Genomic DNA, 16,241 nt, shown 5'->3' on the forward strand with positions numbered 1-16,241 from the left:
TATAATAAATCAATCAATTACGAAAGCGCCATATGTTACTGATAGTGCAAATCTTTTTCTAAAAAGACGAGTAAGGGAACAATTTACCCCCCTATTTCGAACAATCACCCCCCCATTAATTGTGTTTTACCAACATATTTTTGCAATACAATCAAATGGCCATCTAAATAAACCTGGCTTAGTAAAATCATCCATAGCAACTATCTATTCTGTCAGCATAAGACCGCATCAGTTATGCAACCTTTACTAAGTTGCATAACTCACTAATCATCAATAGCCTAAATACTTTTTAAAATTCAGAGCAATTCTGCCTAGACATGTATTCAGGTTGTACACCACTATACCTTCTTTCTATCCGCTATGTTAACCAGTTTTCATTATCCATTTTTTAATTAAACTTTATGCAAAAACCATGTACACGCCAGAAGGTCTTCTTATCACGAAGGAGTATCTTCCAAAGGAACGCGGCATTACCCCTACGACCTGCGTTTCATTCTCTGCTTCTGTTCTGTCTGCTTTTGTCTACCGCAGCCTTTGCCCAAATGAAGGTAAGCGGAAAGGTTACTGATGCACAGGGGTTGGCTTTGCCAGGGGTAAGTATTGTGGTCAAAGGAACAACAACGGGTACCGTTTCAGCTGCCGATGGCGGCTATTCATTGAACGTACCCAGCCGGACTTCAACACTGGTGTTTTCCTACATTGGTTTTGTGAGTCAGGAAATAGCCCTTAACAATCGGAGTGAAATCAACATCAGCATGGCTTCCGACGATAAAATGCTGAATGAGGTCGTTGTAGTAGGGTATGGCGAACAAAAGAAAGAGACGGTAACAGGCTCTGTAGCCACTGTAAAAGGGACGGATCTGGTGAAATCGCCAGCGGTCAACATGACCAACTCCATTGCTGGCCGGATGCCGGGCGTTATTGCCACCAACGCCAGTGGCGAACCGGGTTATGACGGCTCAACCATTCGGATTCGCGGAACAAACTCGCTCGGTAACAACGACGCCCTGATCGTTATCGATGGTGTACCAGCGCGGGCTGGGGGTATTGACCGACTGAACCCGGCCGATATTGAGAGCATCTCCGTGCTGAAAGATGCGTCGGCTGCTATTTACGGTTCGCGGGCAGCTAACGGAGTTATTCTGGTCACGACCAAACATGGCAAGACCGGCAAACCTGAACTGTCTTACAGCTTCAACCAGGGCTGGGCGCAACCCACAGTGATCCCAAAAATGGCTTCGGCAGCTGAGTATGCACAGTTGAACAACGAGATCAACCTGTATAACCTGCCTGCCCAATACTGGAAGGATGCTTCGGCTGCGTTTGCCTCGACCGGAAGTTACACTCGCCCCGATAATGGCGCTATTGCCAAGGCAGCGTATACACCCGACGAAATCAAGAAGTATCAGGATGGTTCTGACCCCTGGAAGTATCCCAATACTGACTGGTTTGGTGCTGCCTTGAAAAACTGGTCGCCCCAGTCGCGGCATACACTCCAGTTGTCGGGAGGTGGCGAAAATATCAAATACCTCGCATCTGCCAACTACCAGAATCAGGATGGCTATTACAAAAACTCAGCAACGGGCTACAAGCAGTACGATTTCCGGCTGAATCTGGATGCGAAAATCAGCAAACACATCAGTACTGTAATTGGTGTGGTGGGCCGTCAGGAAAACCGCTTCTTCCCAACGGTTGGCGCCGGTGCTATTTTCCGGATGCTGATGCGTGGCTATCCCAATAAGCCTGCTTATTGGCCCAATGGCTTACCCGCTCCTGATATCGAGAATGGTCAGCAGCCTGTACTGGTTACGAGCAGTGCAACCGGGTATGACAAAGATACCCGCTATTATCTGCAAAGCAATGCCAGCGTCAACATCACCAACCCCTGGATACCGGGGCTAAAACTCACCGGCAGCGTCGCCCTGGACAAGTACCTACAGGAAGGCAAAACCTGGCAAACACCCTGGTATGTGTATAGCTGGGATTACACATCCTACGATGCCAACAACCAGCCGCTTCTGCAAAAAGTAGCCAAAGGCCCAGCGCAGGCAACCCTGAACCAGTACACCAACGACCAGTTCAACTCGCTGCTATCAGGTATTCTGTCCTACGACCATACCTTTGGCGGTAATCATGCCATCACCTTGCTGGCCGGTATCACCAAAGAGCAATCGAATTCGAACGGGTTCTCGGCTTTCCGGAAATACTTTGCCTCGACCGCCATCGACCAGCTGTTTGCGGGTGGTAGTGCCGAGAAAAACAGCAACACAACCGCTGCCTGGGAACGCGCCCGGATGAGCTATTTTGGTCGTGCCGCTTACAACTACAAAGAAAAGTACCTGGCCGAATTCCTGTGGCGTTATGATGGTTCGTACATGTTCCCGGCCAACAGCCGTTGGGGCTTCTTCCCTGGCGTATCGGCTGGCTGGCGTATTTCCGAAGAGAACTTCTTCAAGAAGAGCCTTTCCGCTATCAGTTCCCTCAAACTGCGGGCATCGTGGGGTCAGTTAGGTAACGACCAGGTGTATTTCAACAACGCGCTGCGTGAGTACGATTACCTGCCAACCTATGCCTACGGTGATGTTGTCAACTCAAACTGGGGCTATGTGATCGGTAATCAGGTGGCGCAAACGCTGTACGAAAATGGCGTACCCAATACCACGCTGACCTGGGAAGTGGCTAACAACACCGACATCGGTCTGGAAGGATCGGCCCTGAACGGCAAGATTTTCTTCGAATTCGACGTCTTCCTGAACAAACGGTCGAACATCCTCTGGCGGAAAAGCGCGTCGATCCCACAAACAACGGGCGCTACCCTGCCCGCTACCAACATTGGGAAGGTTACCAACCGGGGGTATGAGTTCCGTGTAGGTTACAACGGCCAGGTTGGCGAAGTAAAATACTCGGTGAGCGTCAACGGTGGCTATGCTAAAAACGAAATCACGTTCTGGGACGAAACGCCCGGTGCGCCTGAATGGCAACGTTCGACTGGCAAGCCCATTCCAAGCAACGTCAACGATCCGAACCAGGCCAATGGAACCCTGCTGTACCAATACGACGGTATTTTCACATCACAGGCTGACATTGATGCTAACAAGCTCGATTATAGCGGTGTAGGGGCCAGCGTATTGCGCCCAGGCGATATGAAACTGAAAGATATCAATGGTGATGGCAAGATCAATGGTGACGACCGCGTTCGGGCCGACCGTAACAACCAGCCACGGTTCCAGGGCGGTTTTTCAGGTAACCTGCGCTGGAAGAACTTTGATTTCAGCGTCCTGTTACAGGCTTCGACAGGTGGTCAGATCTTCCTGCAAACCGAATCAGGTACGATTGGTAACTTCCTGAAATGGAGCTACGACCACCGCTGGACGGTCAATAACCCCAGCTCGACCGACCCCCGCATTGTTGACCGCAGCAACCAGTACTTCTCCAACGGAACCAGCTACTGGCTCAAAAGCACCGACTATATTCGTCTGAAAAACGTTGAATTAGGCTACACCCTTCCCGCTACGTTTGCCAATAAAATCGGGCTGAACAATCTGCGGGTGTACGTAAACGGGCTGAACCTGGCAACCTACTCCCCATCGATGAAAGGTCTGTTCGATCCCGAATCAACCAGTGGTAGCGCCCAATACTATCCGCAAGCCCGGATCATCAACACCGGTTTGTCAGTCAGTTTCTAAACGAATTTGAACCACATTATGAACTATATTATTAAATGTCTGTCCTTCTGTCTGCTGCTGGGTGTTACGCTGGTAGCCTGCAATCAGGATTTCCTCAATACAAAGCCACTCGATAAAGTATCGGGTGAAGCGGTCTGGTCCGACCAGGCTCTTGCCGACGCGTTTGTCACCGACGTATATAACGGCCTGCGCGATGGCGTTCTGGACCAGATGAGTTTCGACTGCCAAACCGACAACGCCCTGTATAGCTTCGGGAAGCAGGATGTTAACGAAGCCAATGTAAGCCCCTCCAACCTGGGGACCATTAAGAATACGATGGAATGGAGCGCTATGTATCAGCGTATCCGGGCGGCCAATATTGCGCTGGCTAACCTGGCCAAGCCTAAGTTCGATAACAGCAGCGGTGTTGCCGACCGAATGAAGGGTGAAATGTATTTCATGCGGGGTTATTTCTACAATCAACTTCTACGGTATTACGGCGGTGTACCCATCATTAAAAATGCGTATACGCTGAATGAAGCCGATTTCGGTGTTGCCCGGAATACGTATGAAGAGTGTGTTAATGCGATCGTAAGCGACCTCGATTCGGCGGCTCTGCTCCTCAAAGGCAAAACTCTGGCAGCCGGACGGGCTACGCAGGGAGCCGCACTGGCACTAAAAGCCCGTGTATTGATGTACGCTGCCAGCGACCTGCACGACATTCCGACGGCCAAAGTTAAATCGTCGGTTATTGCCAGCTTCGACAAGCCTGAGCTACTCGGTTATGTCAGTGGCGACCGTACGGCTCGCTGGCAAAAAGCTAAAGATGCAGCGAAAGCGGTTATGGACCTGAATCTGTACGGCTACAAACTGAACCTGACTGCTCCCGTTACGGCTGCCGAAGGTCAGCAGAACTACATCAACATGTATCTGTCACGCAATGGTGGTGAAGCCGATGGTATTTTCCTGAAATATTATATCCGAGCATCGTTCGACGACTGGGGTTCCTGGTATCCACGCAACAACATGCCTAATGGCTATCATGGCTGGACCTCCAGCGAACCAACCCAACAACTGGTCGATAGCTACGAAATGATGGATGGTACGAAGTTCGATTGGAAAAACCCAACCCATGCCGCTGCGCCATACGAAAATCGTGACCCACGCTTCTATGCGTCGATCCTGTATGATGGTGCCCAATGGAAGCCTCGTACACCCGATGGAGCTGGTATCGACCCAGCTGGTCAGATCCAGACAGGCTTCTACGAAGTCGGAACGGGTGGTGGAACCACTACCCCTTATGCAGGTCTGGATACCCGGAACAGCACCATCGAAAACTGGAATGGTACCTGGACAGGCTACGCCATCCGCAAGTTCATGGACCCCGATCCAACGCTGGTCGACATGAACATCCGTCAAGAAGTACCATCGATTCAAATCCGCTTTACGGAAGTTGTGCTAAACTATGCCGAGGCTTGTCTGGCACTAGGCCAGGAAACCGAAGCAAAAACCTGGATCAACCGGGTACGTTTCCGGGTGGGTATGCCAGCTATTACCGAATCGGGAAGCGCCCTGGTAGCCCGTTATCAGAACGAGCGGAACATCGAAATGCTCTTCGAAGATCAGCGTTTCTACGACGTCCGGCGCTGGATGATAGCTCCTCAGGCATTAGGCAGTCAGGCGAAAATTATCGTTATCACAGGTAAACTGAAACCGGGCAAAACCGTCACGACGTACAAGTATAGTAAAGACAACTACAACTATACTTACAGCGTACAGGATTTGGGAACAGGTAAGGAAAACCGGAAGTGGAGCGATAAGATTTACTTCCTGCCGATCAGCCGCGACGAAATCAACCGGAACAATAAACTGGTTCAAAATCCGGGATATAATTAATGATTGAATGATTGAATTGCTGAATGATTGAATGCGAGTAAATCAACTATTCAATCATTCAGCAATTCAATCATTATTCCCCTGACTATTCCTAGTAAAATGGCTGCGCAAGTCCAGACGAAAAATGCCAGCGCTTACGAGTGCTGGCATTTTTCGTTAATTTTTAGTATCAATACTCATTAATTGTCATAGATAGCCATTTGTCGAACAGGTTACAGCGTAATGTCCAAAAATGACTATCTATGACAATCAATGATTCATTTAACGCCTACATTACGTGAAAACCGCTATTTCTTTAGGGCTCCTGCTAGGAATCATTTGCCTGACGAGTTGTAAACATTCGGATTCATCCAATACTGCTGAGACCGATGGAACACCGCTATTTACCTCCTTAACGCCTGAGCAAACCGGGGTTACATTCGCCAACAACCTGACCGAAGGGCTCAACACCAATGTATTGATGTACGAGTACTTCTACAATGGGGGCGGTGTAGCCGTGGGCGACCTGAATGGCGATGGTCTGGACGATATTTATTTCAGCGGCAATATGGTTCCCAATCAGTTGTATCTGAATAAAGGGCAGATGAAGTTCACGGATGTGACGACTGCCGCCGGAGTAGCCGGACGCGAAGGGCCCTGGCGGACGGGCGTGTCGATGGCCGATGTTAACGGCGATGGGCGACTCGACTTATTCATCTGCTATTCAGGCAGTTTACCTCCCCAAAAACGAATCCCGCAGTTATTCATTAATGAGGGGGCCGATGCACAGGGAATTCCGCATTTTTCAGAACAGACTACACAGTGGGGCCTGGACCGACCTGGCCAGACTACACAGGGCACCTTCTTCGATTACGACCGCGATGGTGATCTGGACTTGTTTCTGCTGAACCATAACCCGCGTCTGCTACCCGTGCTTGACCCTGGCCCTACAGCGGCACTTCTCAAGCAAAGCAATCCCGAAATTGGTGTTCGTTTGCTGCAAAATACGGGCAATCATTTTGAAGACGTTACCGAAAAATCAGGCCTGAGCAGTTCTGTTCTAAGTTATGGACTGGGGCTGGGTGTTTCAGACCTAAATGGCGACGGCTGGCCCGATCTCTACATCTCCAACGACTATACTATTCCCGATTACCTGTACCTCAACAACCACGACGGAACATTTACGAACCAACTTAGCCGCAGCATCCGGCATACCTCCCACTTCTCGATGGGCAACGATGTGGCCGACGTAAACAACGACGCCCTGCCCGACATTCTAACCCTTGATATGTTGCCGGAAGATAACCGTAGGCAGAAACTGTTGATGGCCCCCGACAACTACGAAAAATTCGATCTCGCGGTATCCTCGGGTTTTTACTACCAGCATATGCGGAATATGCTGCAATTGAACCTGGGCAGGGAGCAGGGGGCAGGAAGTGAGAAAAAAAACTCGAACTCTTCGCACATTGCACCAAGCGCTACACCACTTTTCGCCGAAACTGGTCAACTGGCGGGTATTTCGAATACGGACTGGAGCTGGTCGCCCCTACTGGCCGATTACGACAACGATGGCTGGAAAGACCTATACGTGACCAATGGCTATGTACGCGACTATACAAATCAGGACTTTCTGAAATTTATGACGGATTACATGCGCAATCGCCCGGCCAATTTCAGTCGTGAAGATGTGCTGGAACTAGTCCACAAAATTCCGTCGTCGAATGTCTCGAACTACATGTTTCGCAACCGGGGTGGAGATCCATCGGGCGAGGTAACCTTTGCGAATGTCGGAGCCGCCTGGGGCCTTACCCAAACATCCAACAGCACCGGAGCCGCCTATGCCGACCTTGATAACGATGGTGACCTGGATCTAATCGTCAACAATACCAATCAGCCCGCCTTTATTTTCCAGAACGAAGCCAACGCCGAACGAAAACACCATTATCTGTCGGCAAAATTGGTCGGTGCAGGAGCCAATACACAGGGGATTGGGGCCAAAGTAACTGTTTACCAGGCTGGTCGTCAACAATATGTGGAACAGATGCCCATACGCGGCTACCAGTCCAGCATGTCGCCCCGACTGCATGTGGGCTTAGGAACCAATGCCACTATCGACTCCGTCCAGATTGTCTGGCCAATGGGTAAAAGTCAGGTACTCAAAGGGGTAAAAGCCGATCAGATTCTGACTATTCAGGAAAAAGAAGCTGGGACTCCTTTACCCGTTACTCCACCTGCTCCCCCACTCTTTCAGGAAATCGCTTCACCGATTCCGTTTACAGACCCCATCAACCGAACCAATGATTTCAAACGACAGATTTTGCTGGTCAACGCGCAGTCGTTCAATGGCCCTTGTCTAACCAAAGCCGATGTCAATGGCGATGGTTTAGAGGATGTGTTCATTGGCGGTAGTGGCGATCAGGCCGGAGCTTTGTTTACTCAGCAACCAGGTAATCGATTCCGGCAGGCTGCACAACCTGCTTTTATGGCCGATAAAGGGGGGATGGATACCGACGCCCTTTTCTTCGATGCCAATGCCGATGGCCATGCCGACCTATATGTGTGCCGGGGTGGATATGGCGATGTACTACCCGGCGATCCCCGCCTACAGGATCGACTCTATCTGAACGACGGCAAGGGGAATTTCACCAAAAGTCCGAACGCTCTTCCCGCCATGCTCAGCAGCAAAAGCTGTGTGCGAGCCACTGACATCAATGGCGATAGCAAACCTGATTTGTTTGTAGGTGGTCGGGTTGTACCGGGTCGTTACCCTGAAGCGCCCCAAAGTTACCTGCTCATCAACGATGGCAAAGGTCATTTTACGGACCAGACAGCCCAACTGGCTCCTACACTCGCGCAGATTGGAATGGTTACCGATGCAGCCTGGGTCGATCTGAATGCCGACCGAAAAGCCGAACTGGTACTTGTGGGCGAATGGTTGCCCATAACGGTACTGAGTCAGAGCGGTAATCAGTTCACCGATCAGACCAAAACCTACTTCGACAAAGAATACCGGGGCTGGTGGAACAAATTGCTGGTCGATGACCTGAACGGTGATGGCAAGGCCGATCTGGTGGTCGGCAATCAGGGGCTAAATACCCAATGCCGCGCCAGTGATACCGAGCCCGCCGAACTTATTTACAAGGACTTCGACAAAAACGGCAAAATCGACCCGATTTTGTGCCTGTATGTGCAGGGTAAAAGCTACCCCCACGCCACCCGCGACGAATTGCTCGACCAGCTAGGCATGCTTCGATTCCGGTTCACTAATTACGACAGTTATTCTAATGCCACGCTAAACGATGTATTCAAAAAAGAAGAACTGGATGATGCCGCTAAATTGACGGCCAATGAGCTAAAAACAAGCTGTTTTATAAGCACTTCCAGTGGGAAACTGACTGAAAAGCCGTTGCCTATAGCTGCTCAGATTTCGCCTGTTTTTACGATCACACCACTCGATTACAATCAGGATGGCCATAAAGATTTGTTGCTCTGTGGCAATACGTCACAGGTTCGTCTGCGTTTCGGTCGAGCCGATGCCAATTATGGTTTGTTGCTGAAAGGCGATGGGAAAGGAAATTTCCAGGCTGTTCCACAGGCTCAATCTGGCTTTCAACTGACAGGTGATGTGCGATCCGTACTATCAATCGGCAACAAGCTGTTATTTGGGATCAATCAGCAGGCGGTGCGAGCCTATCAAGTAACTGCAAAATCAAAAAAATAGAACCTCGACCATTTTACGCCCGTTTTTTGACCAGTTGCTACCCGCTCTATTCCCCTCTGCGGGGCTAAGTTTACAGTAGCAATGGCGCACGTATTACTCCGCATAATCGTGCCGGGCTACCCAAGTATCCCGCTGGTCTGAACAGGTTGTATGTTTTGTTTAGGTTAGGTTTGAAACCAGAAAGCAGGCTCTTATTAGGGCCTGCTTTTTTATGCTTCTAATTCATAGCGGGTGCAACTGCTTAAGAAGCTGTTTTGAGTTGGTGGTGGCAGGTGCTTCAATCTGCCCTCACTCTAACTGGACAAAATGCTGAAAATTGACTCAATCAAAACAGGGAAGCTGTTTAAGCGTTTATGAATTGAGCCAAAACAGTAACCTTTTTGTCATGCTGACGAAGGAAGCATCTTCGGTAGAAGCATTGTTGTAGCTACCGAAGATGCTTCCTTCGTCAGCATGACAAAAACGCTCATTTATAATTGTTTCTAAAAAATTCAAACAGCTTCAGCTTCTATAAAATCAAATCAATAGCGTATTAGCGTGAAGTAGATTTATCTTACGCTATTATTTTCCGAATCGGTACGCCATTGTCAGACCACCGAATTGCTCATTGTGCCGCATGGTTGCCGCTTCCCGCTGTTTATAGGTATACATAATCTGAAACGTCCAGCGAGGGGGCGAAAACAAAAGGCCAATGTCGTACCGATAGCCCCAATGCCGAAGCGGTGATAAAATGGCACCGGCATCGTTGGTAAAATACCCTCCCTGTACGGTTGCATTATACAACTGGTATTGAAAAGCAGGCTGCACAAACATATAAAATTCCGTAGATGTATGCGATGCCTCCCGACCAACACGGGCATTGAACCATGATGACTGATCGGGTTGGGTAAATCGACCGGCCCGAAACAGTAGTCCAGCCGATGCGTTGGTAAAGGTATTGCCAACCGTTAGCTGTGATAGACTATGCAGATCGAATCGGGATTTACGCCAGCAAGCGGGCAGTAACTCATGCCAGTATTGCCCCTGCAGATTAACGCCAACTTCATTGTGAATCTGATAGTTCCAGCCTTTGGGATGAAGCAGATCAAACGTTTTGTGGATAAAAATCTGGGTTTGTTCTGCCAGCGAATTTTCCCCAATCGTACCTACTGAGACAGACGTTTTCAGGACATGTCCTTTTTTATAAAAAAACGTTAACCCTTTCTGCGCATACAAGTACCCGGCAAACGGACGATCCATCAAATCTTTCGTAGTTTTCGGTGTCACAAACTCTGGCGTAAAGATCATCTGCCCTGCCTGATACTGACCGACTATTTTCGAGAGTCGGCTCGTTTCACGGATGCGGTTATTGAGGCCGACGGGTGCGTAATTCAGCGTGACAAACAAGCCATTGGTGTAGTATCCATCATGCAGATTCAAGCAATAGTTGTCATTTTCGGACGAAACGTTCAACTCATATGGATGCTGCTGACCAAAACATGTGCCCGCACAAAAGATCAGAAAAAAAAGTCGTAGCTGTCGGGCCATCCGGTCAATCATCACGAAGAGCAAGTAATTGAGTAAATAACCAGATTCCGGTTTCCTACTTGTACCCAACATCAGAACCGCTTCTCCAAATTGTATGGAAGACGGTCCGTGCCTTTACCATCCTTTTGTATGAGCCATTTTTCTGGACTAATTTAAGCGGGCAAATCGGTAAAGCACCGTTCAGCTACTCTGTTCGGTCTGTGTACGCATGGCAAACTTCAAATTAGTCATTTTCGATTTCGACGGCACACTGGCCGATTCATTCCCGTTCTTTCGACAGGCGTTCAATACCCTGGCCGACATCTATCAGTTTAAGCGGATTGACCTTAAAGAGGTTGATGAGATACGAGGACTTAACGTGCGCCAGATGATGAAACACGTTGGTATGCCAGCCTGGAAAATGCCATTTGTGGCCCGCACGTTTATTCGATTGATGGGCGATAACATCCATCAAATTCAACTGTTCGATGGGATTACTGATTTGCTCAAGCAGCTTGCCAGCCAGGGCGTTCAATTAGCTATTGTCAGTTCCAACTCGGAGGAAAATATCCGTCGCGTACTCGGGCCAGAAAGCGCATCGTTGATCCGTTATTACCGGTGTGGCACCGCTATTTTTGGCAAATCCAGTCAATTCAGGAAAGTGGCAGCTAAAAGTGGCATTTCGCCCCAGGACATACTTTGTGTAGGAGACGAAGTTCGGGACCTGGAAGCAGCCCACAAGGAACACATGGCATTTGGCGCTGTAGCCTGGGGGTTTACCCGAAGCGATATTTTTAGCACTTACTCGGGTATTGACCTGTTTACCACAGTGGATGATATTCTCCGCGCTGTGTGCGGCAAACACCCGACTCCTCATTAAGCATAGTACCTTTAAAAAAACCGCCAGGACGCGAAGACGCGAAGACGCAAGGAAACGTTACTTCTTTGCGTCTTCGCGTCCTGGCGGTTCAACCCTAATAGCACCGAACTTCCATCAACGCAGCCGGAACGGTTTTGGTCTCCTTATTACCAGTTACTCGTTTCAAATGGATAGTCAGGCTGGTTGTGTCGATGGGGGGATCGAAGCGAATGGTATTACGACTCTGGTGGTTGTTCGTGACCGTGGAAATGCGCTCCTGCTGATCGTTGCAGAGCACATACTCGCTCACACAAAAAGGCGAAGCCGTTTCCGGGTGAATCATAATTACCGTTTCGAGCGGATGGTCATAGTCGGAATCAAAAAATAACTCGACCTGCTGAATCCGTTTCGTTTCGGGCCAATTCAGGGCAAGTGTTGGATTCGGATCAGTCAAATCCGCAACCCAGGCATTGGGCTGACTAAGGGGGCGTTGAAGACCGTTTCGCACATTTTCAGCCCCAAACAACCGAATACCCGGCTCAATCCGTAGCGCAATATTTTGCCCGGCTGGTCGGCGTTGAGGGCACCAGAATTCGAATGTATCGACGCCGATATTTTCCGTAGGCTCCTGCTTGCCATAGTTCGATACGGCCGGATTGGTCTTGTTAAATACCGAAAGCACGCCCGTTAACCGTACCTCACTGTACTGCAACTGAACATGGGGGTTTTTCAGGAACATAACGAACACATACTGTGGCTCATCGAGCTGACTGGTAAATGACAATTGTACTTCCTGCCGACCTTTTCGTAACGCCAGCGTCTGGGTTTCGAGGGTTATATCGGGGGTGTGGTTAAACGGTTTGCTGCTGCGTCGCAATTCAACGATTAAGGTGGTGTCGCGATCTGCCGTTACAAACGCTGTCAGTTTCGGAATAGGCCCGACCGGAAGCGGTAGCATCTGCGCTGCTGAATCCGTTAACGGCATCAACGGGCCATTGGGTGGCAATTCATTTAGGACAAACTCACTGGATACCGACAGTTGTGCCTGTTGCGCTAAATCCTGGCTATCGCGCAGATGCAGACCGGGTATATGCTGGCCCGTTTTCAATAATTGCTGCTGTAATGTCTGCATGCGGGCAGGGGCTGTCAGATCGCGGGGGAGCAGGTGATCGCTCGTACAGAGTGCAGCCGCCATTCCTACCGCCTGGGCAACATGTGCCCCCGTAGCCATCACCCGCGATGAACCGAAAGCCACGTGCGACGCACTGATAATACGCCCGGCCAGAAATAGATTGCTGATATTCTGACTGTACAGGCACCGATAAGGAATCGAGTAAATGCCTTTGCTGTGCCACTGATTGCAGCCCGGTTTTTCGGAGAAAACCCCATCGGCAGGATGCAGGTCGATACTCCAGCCCCCAAACGCCACGGCATCGGGATGCGACCGTTGCTCCACGACGTCCTGCTGCCGAAGCATATAGTCGCCCTCGAATCGGCGGCTTTCGCGTTTGCCGGGTATCTGGCCAACCCATTCAAGCGTCATGGTGTCAGCTTCGGGGAATTTGCCGGAGTTTTTGATGTAGTTCCAAACGCCATAAACCACCTTCCACAGCTCCCATTTGATGGTTTCGGTATCGTGAACGGTGTCGAGTCGACCACCGTATTCGATCCACCAGAGCTGACAACCGTATTCCTGGGCATTGAACCGTCGATACCTCGGAATTTTGGTAATATCGTCCAACGCATAGGAAGGTGGTACGAACCGCACCGGCCGACCCGTATCTTTGGTATAGAAGTAAAGCGAATGACCCAGCAGCTCGCCATATTCGGCCGTGGGTGCAAATTTTTCACCAAATTCTTCCTGGCTCTCAGCACCCATTCGAAAAGCGGCTCCTGCCTGAAACCCAACCACACCATCGCCCGATGCATCGCAAAACAAAGGGGCTACCAGTTCATAGGCCGTACTGTTCTGACTGCAATAGGCTTTCAGGCTACTGATCGTATCGGGGGCCAATTTTTCAACCTCGTACACCACCGTATTCAATAGCAGCGTAATGTTCGGCTCCGACACCACTTTTTCCAGTAGAATGGTATCGAAAATGAGCGGATTGCCTTCGGGATTGCGATATAGATTTTCGAGCAGCAATTCGTCGATCACCCCACCTTCGCGCGCCCAGCGATTGTTATTACCCATGTGTGAGGTGGCCCCCAGTACCCAAAGCCGCACTTCCGACGACGAATTCCCTCCCAGTACGGGCCGATCCTGAACCAGAATTACGCGGATACCCGCCCGGGCCGCTGTAATGGAGCAGCATACACCCGCTAATCCACCGCCCGTCACAACCAGATCAGCACTATGGTGAATCGTTTTAGGGGTACGTTTATCAGTTGCCTGTTCGCGTATCATTTTTTAAATCGAAGGTTTGTGTGAGAATTGAAAAGCCCGTGGGTTTAACAATGTCCACGGTTAACGTTTTGTCGAAGCCCCGCACCGGGATCTTTAGATCGGCTTGCTGACCGGGTTGCAGGTCGGGAATAGGAATAGTCAGTACAGGGGTTTTAATACCATAGTTCTTCAGCGCATAAGACGGAAAATCGTTGCGAGCCGTCACCCGAAGTTTCAGGGTGTGAACACCTTCAGGCCCCGGTTCCCAGCTTATTTTTTCGAGTATGGCCGGAGCCATACCTGTCTGATGTGCTTTGTATAAGGGTCGTTTTGAGCGATCACCGCGCACCAGCCCCCAGGGACGCGTACCGTCGGGATTGGTCCCGTTGTGCCGACTCAGGTAATCATTGAACGACCACCACGATGCGCCCACCACATACGGTAGTTGCCGCACATCGGCCAGAAATTTTTCGATATGCGCCACCTGCCCGACTTCGCCATCTTTCCCATCGGCGCGGGTGCCATATTCGCTGATAAAAATGGGTTTATCCGGGTAAAGCGAGTGAATATGTTTCAGCACATTCAGGTGATTGCCATAGGTGTTGGTCGATACAAAATCGCAGTACTGACTGGCCTCATCTTCGGGCTTTTTGGGCAGTGTGTTCAGCCGCATCGACGCAAACGTATACAACCGGGTAGGATCAAGCTCACGGGCATAGGCAATCATGTCTTTGGTCCACCGCTGACCAGCGGGTTGCTCCGACAGATATTCATTCCCCACACTATAGGCAATCACCGACGGGTGGTTCCAGTCGCGTTCGGCCATCTCGCGAAACTGCTGCCGAAACTTCGCCCGAATGGTATCGTTGTCCATTTCCCGGGGTGTCAACTGCCAGTTCCCAGCTTCGGCAATGATGAGCATGCCATTTCGGTCGGCCCAGTCGTAAACGGTTTCGGAAGGCGTGTAATGGGTCAGCCGATGGAGTTCCATACCCGTTTCTTTCATCAGCCGCATATCTTTCTCCACCAGCCAATCGGGCTCCAGCGAACCCAATCCCGGATAATCGACCACGCGGTTCCCTCCAGCGACTTTGATGGGCTGACCGTTAAGCAGCAGTTGCGCATTCCGCACCTCCACTTTCCGAATGCCAATGTGGGTCTGAACGGTATCCGTAGCCGCAATCACCTGTACCTCATACAAATTGGGCTGGTCGATGCTCCAAAGCTTTACATCGGCTGATTTCAAGGCCGTCTCAGCTTCCAGAATGGCGGTTTGATTGGCTCCAACAGTACCCGCCGTCTGCTTCCAGGTTAGCGGAATCGCTTTCCCATTCTGCATTACCCGAAAGGCCAGTTTGGGCGTTACGGCCTGTGCCGTTGAATTACGAACACGGGTTTTAATTTTCAGGGTAGCCGTGTTTTTTGCCAGGTCGGGAACGGCGTCCGTTTTCAGGTTTTCGACATATACCTCCGGCTCTACAGTCAGGTATACTGGCCGAATAAGACCGCCGTAGTTGATCCAGCCTGGGAATGGGTCGTTAGGCTGTCCATTGTCCTTTGCACCGGGTATCGTACCTATCCGCCACGTATTGTTATTGACTGATACCGCCAGTGTATTGTTGTCGGCTTTCAGGTATGGAGTAATGTCAAAATGAAAGGGGGTATAACCGCCTTCGTGTGTGCCCACTTTCTGTCCATTCACCCAAACTGTCGTTTCATAATAGGACGCATCGAAATGGAGCAATACGCGTTTACCCGATGCGGGTTTCCACGGAAAAGTCCGGCGATACCAGACGGCTCCGGTATAAAACTGATAGCGCGGATCGGTCGAGAAACAGTGCGGTACGGTCACTTTGTCCAGGTTGCCCGTTGGAAAATCTTCCCGATACCATTTGTTGGTTTCGCCTACGGCCATCGGGTCCATACAGAAGGACCATTCACCATGTAACGGAATCGCTTTGGGGTCACGAATGGTGTACTGAGCATTGGCAAAAGGAATCAATCCGCCAATGAATAAGGTAATCAGAATGTTTCGTAGGTAAGTCATGAGGCAAAAGCAGTTCGTCGATCCGATATGCTTTAGTGTATAGTTAAAGAACCTATTTGAACTTTTATTTCGGTGTCATTTTTGTCATTCCGAGGAACGAGGAATCTTCGGATAAGGATATGTTTGGCAATCACCGAAGATTCCTCGTTCCTCGGAATGACAAAAAATGGTCAATTACCCCA

Annotated in this window: 7 protein-coding genes; 4 read left to right on the forward strand and 3 right to left on the reverse strand. The window is 50.1% G+C overall.

The features are described from left to right. Positions 1–542 precede the first annotated feature (542 nt). The 3 genes from B5M13_RS23865 (at position 543) to B5M13_RS23875 (ending at position 9,261) form a co-directional block, all read left to right on the forward strand. Positions 543–3,686 (forward strand): SusC/RagA family TonB-linked outer membrane protein, encoded by a 3,144-nt coding sequence (locus tag B5M13_RS23865; RefSeq protein ID WP_245860096.1) that lies wholly within the window; start codon positions 543–545, stop codon positions 3,684–3,686. An 18-nt stretch (positions 3,687–3,704) separates the two neighbouring features. Next, positions 3,705–5,561, forward strand: coding sequence for a RagB/SusD family nutrient uptake outer membrane protein (locus tag B5M13_RS23870; protein ID WP_080058052.1), 1,857 nt, complete (start codon positions 3,705–3,707; stop codon positions 5,559–5,561). 277 nt (positions 5,562–5,838) lie between these two features. Continuing rightward, a complete protein-coding gene (locus B5M13_RS23875; protein WP_080058053.1) occupies positions 5,839–9,261 on the forward strand; it encodes a VCBS repeat-containing protein in 3,423 nt (1,140 codons plus the stop codon). A 561-nt stretch (positions 9,262–9,822) separates the two neighbouring features. On the opposite strand, the gene B5M13_RS23880 is transcribed toward B5M13_RS23875, so the two are convergent. Next, on the reverse strand, positions 9,823–10,788 hold the full coding sequence (locus B5M13_RS23880) for a lipid A deacylase LpxR family protein (protein WP_170061182.1): 966 nt from the start codon (positions 10,786–10,788) through the stop codon (positions 9,823–9,825). 208 nt (positions 10,789–10,996) lie between these two features. Between B5M13_RS23880 and B5M13_RS23885 the strand changes: the two genes are divergently transcribed. Continuing rightward, positions 10,997–11,647 carry an HAD hydrolase-like protein gene (locus tag B5M13_RS23885; protein ID WP_080058055.1) on the forward strand — a complete coding sequence of 217 codons (651 nt, stop codon included), beginning with the start codon at positions 10,997–10,999 and terminating at the stop codon, positions 11,645–11,647. A gap of 94 nt (positions 11,648–11,741) precedes the next feature. Here B5M13_RS23885 and B5M13_RS23890 read toward each other — a convergent pair whose 3' ends face one another. Then, positions 11,742–14,033, reverse strand: a complete 2,292-nt coding sequence (locus B5M13_RS23890; RefSeq protein WP_080058056.1) for an FAD-dependent oxidoreductase — start codon at positions 14,031–14,033, stop codon at positions 11,742–11,744. Then, complete coding sequence (locus B5M13_RS23895; protein WP_080058057.1) at positions 14,011–16,059, reverse strand: glycoside hydrolase family 2 protein; 2,049 nt, start codon at positions 16,057–16,059, stop codon at positions 14,011–14,013. Before B5M13_RS23895 ends, B5M13_RS23890 begins: the two co-directional genes overlap by 23 nt. Positions 16,060–16,241 lie beyond the last annotated feature (182 nt).

This window comes from Spirosoma aerolatum (assembly GCF_002056795.1).
Taxonomy (GTDB): domain Bacteria; phylum Bacteroidota; class Bacteroidia; order Cytophagales; family Spirosomataceae; genus Spirosoma; species Spirosoma aerolatum.

Bases quoted from the DNA above. Each gene is read 5' to 3' on its own strand.
- B5M13_RS23865 (WP_245860096.1), top strand. From the start codon at position 543: ATGAAGGTAAGCGGAAAGGTTACTGATGCACAGGGGTTGGCTTTGCCA.
- B5M13_RS23870 (WP_080058052.1), top strand. From the start codon at position 3,705: ATGAACTATATTATTAAATGTCTGTCCTTCTGTCTGCTGCTGGGTGTT.
- B5M13_RS23880 (WP_170061182.1), bottom strand. From the start codon at position 10,788: ATGGCCCGACAGCTACGACTTTTTTTTCTGATCTTTTGTGCGGGCACA.
- B5M13_RS23885 (WP_080058055.1), top strand. From the start codon at position 10,997: ATGGCAAACTTCAAATTAGTCATTTTCGATTTCGACGGCACACTGGCC.
- B5M13_RS23890 (WP_080058056.1), bottom strand. From the start codon at position 14,033: ATGATACGCGAACAGGCAACTGATAAACGTACCCCTAAAACGATTCAC.
- B5M13_RS23895 (WP_080058057.1), bottom strand. From the start codon at position 16,059: ATGACTTACCTACGAAACATTCTGATTACCTTATTCATTGGCGGATTG.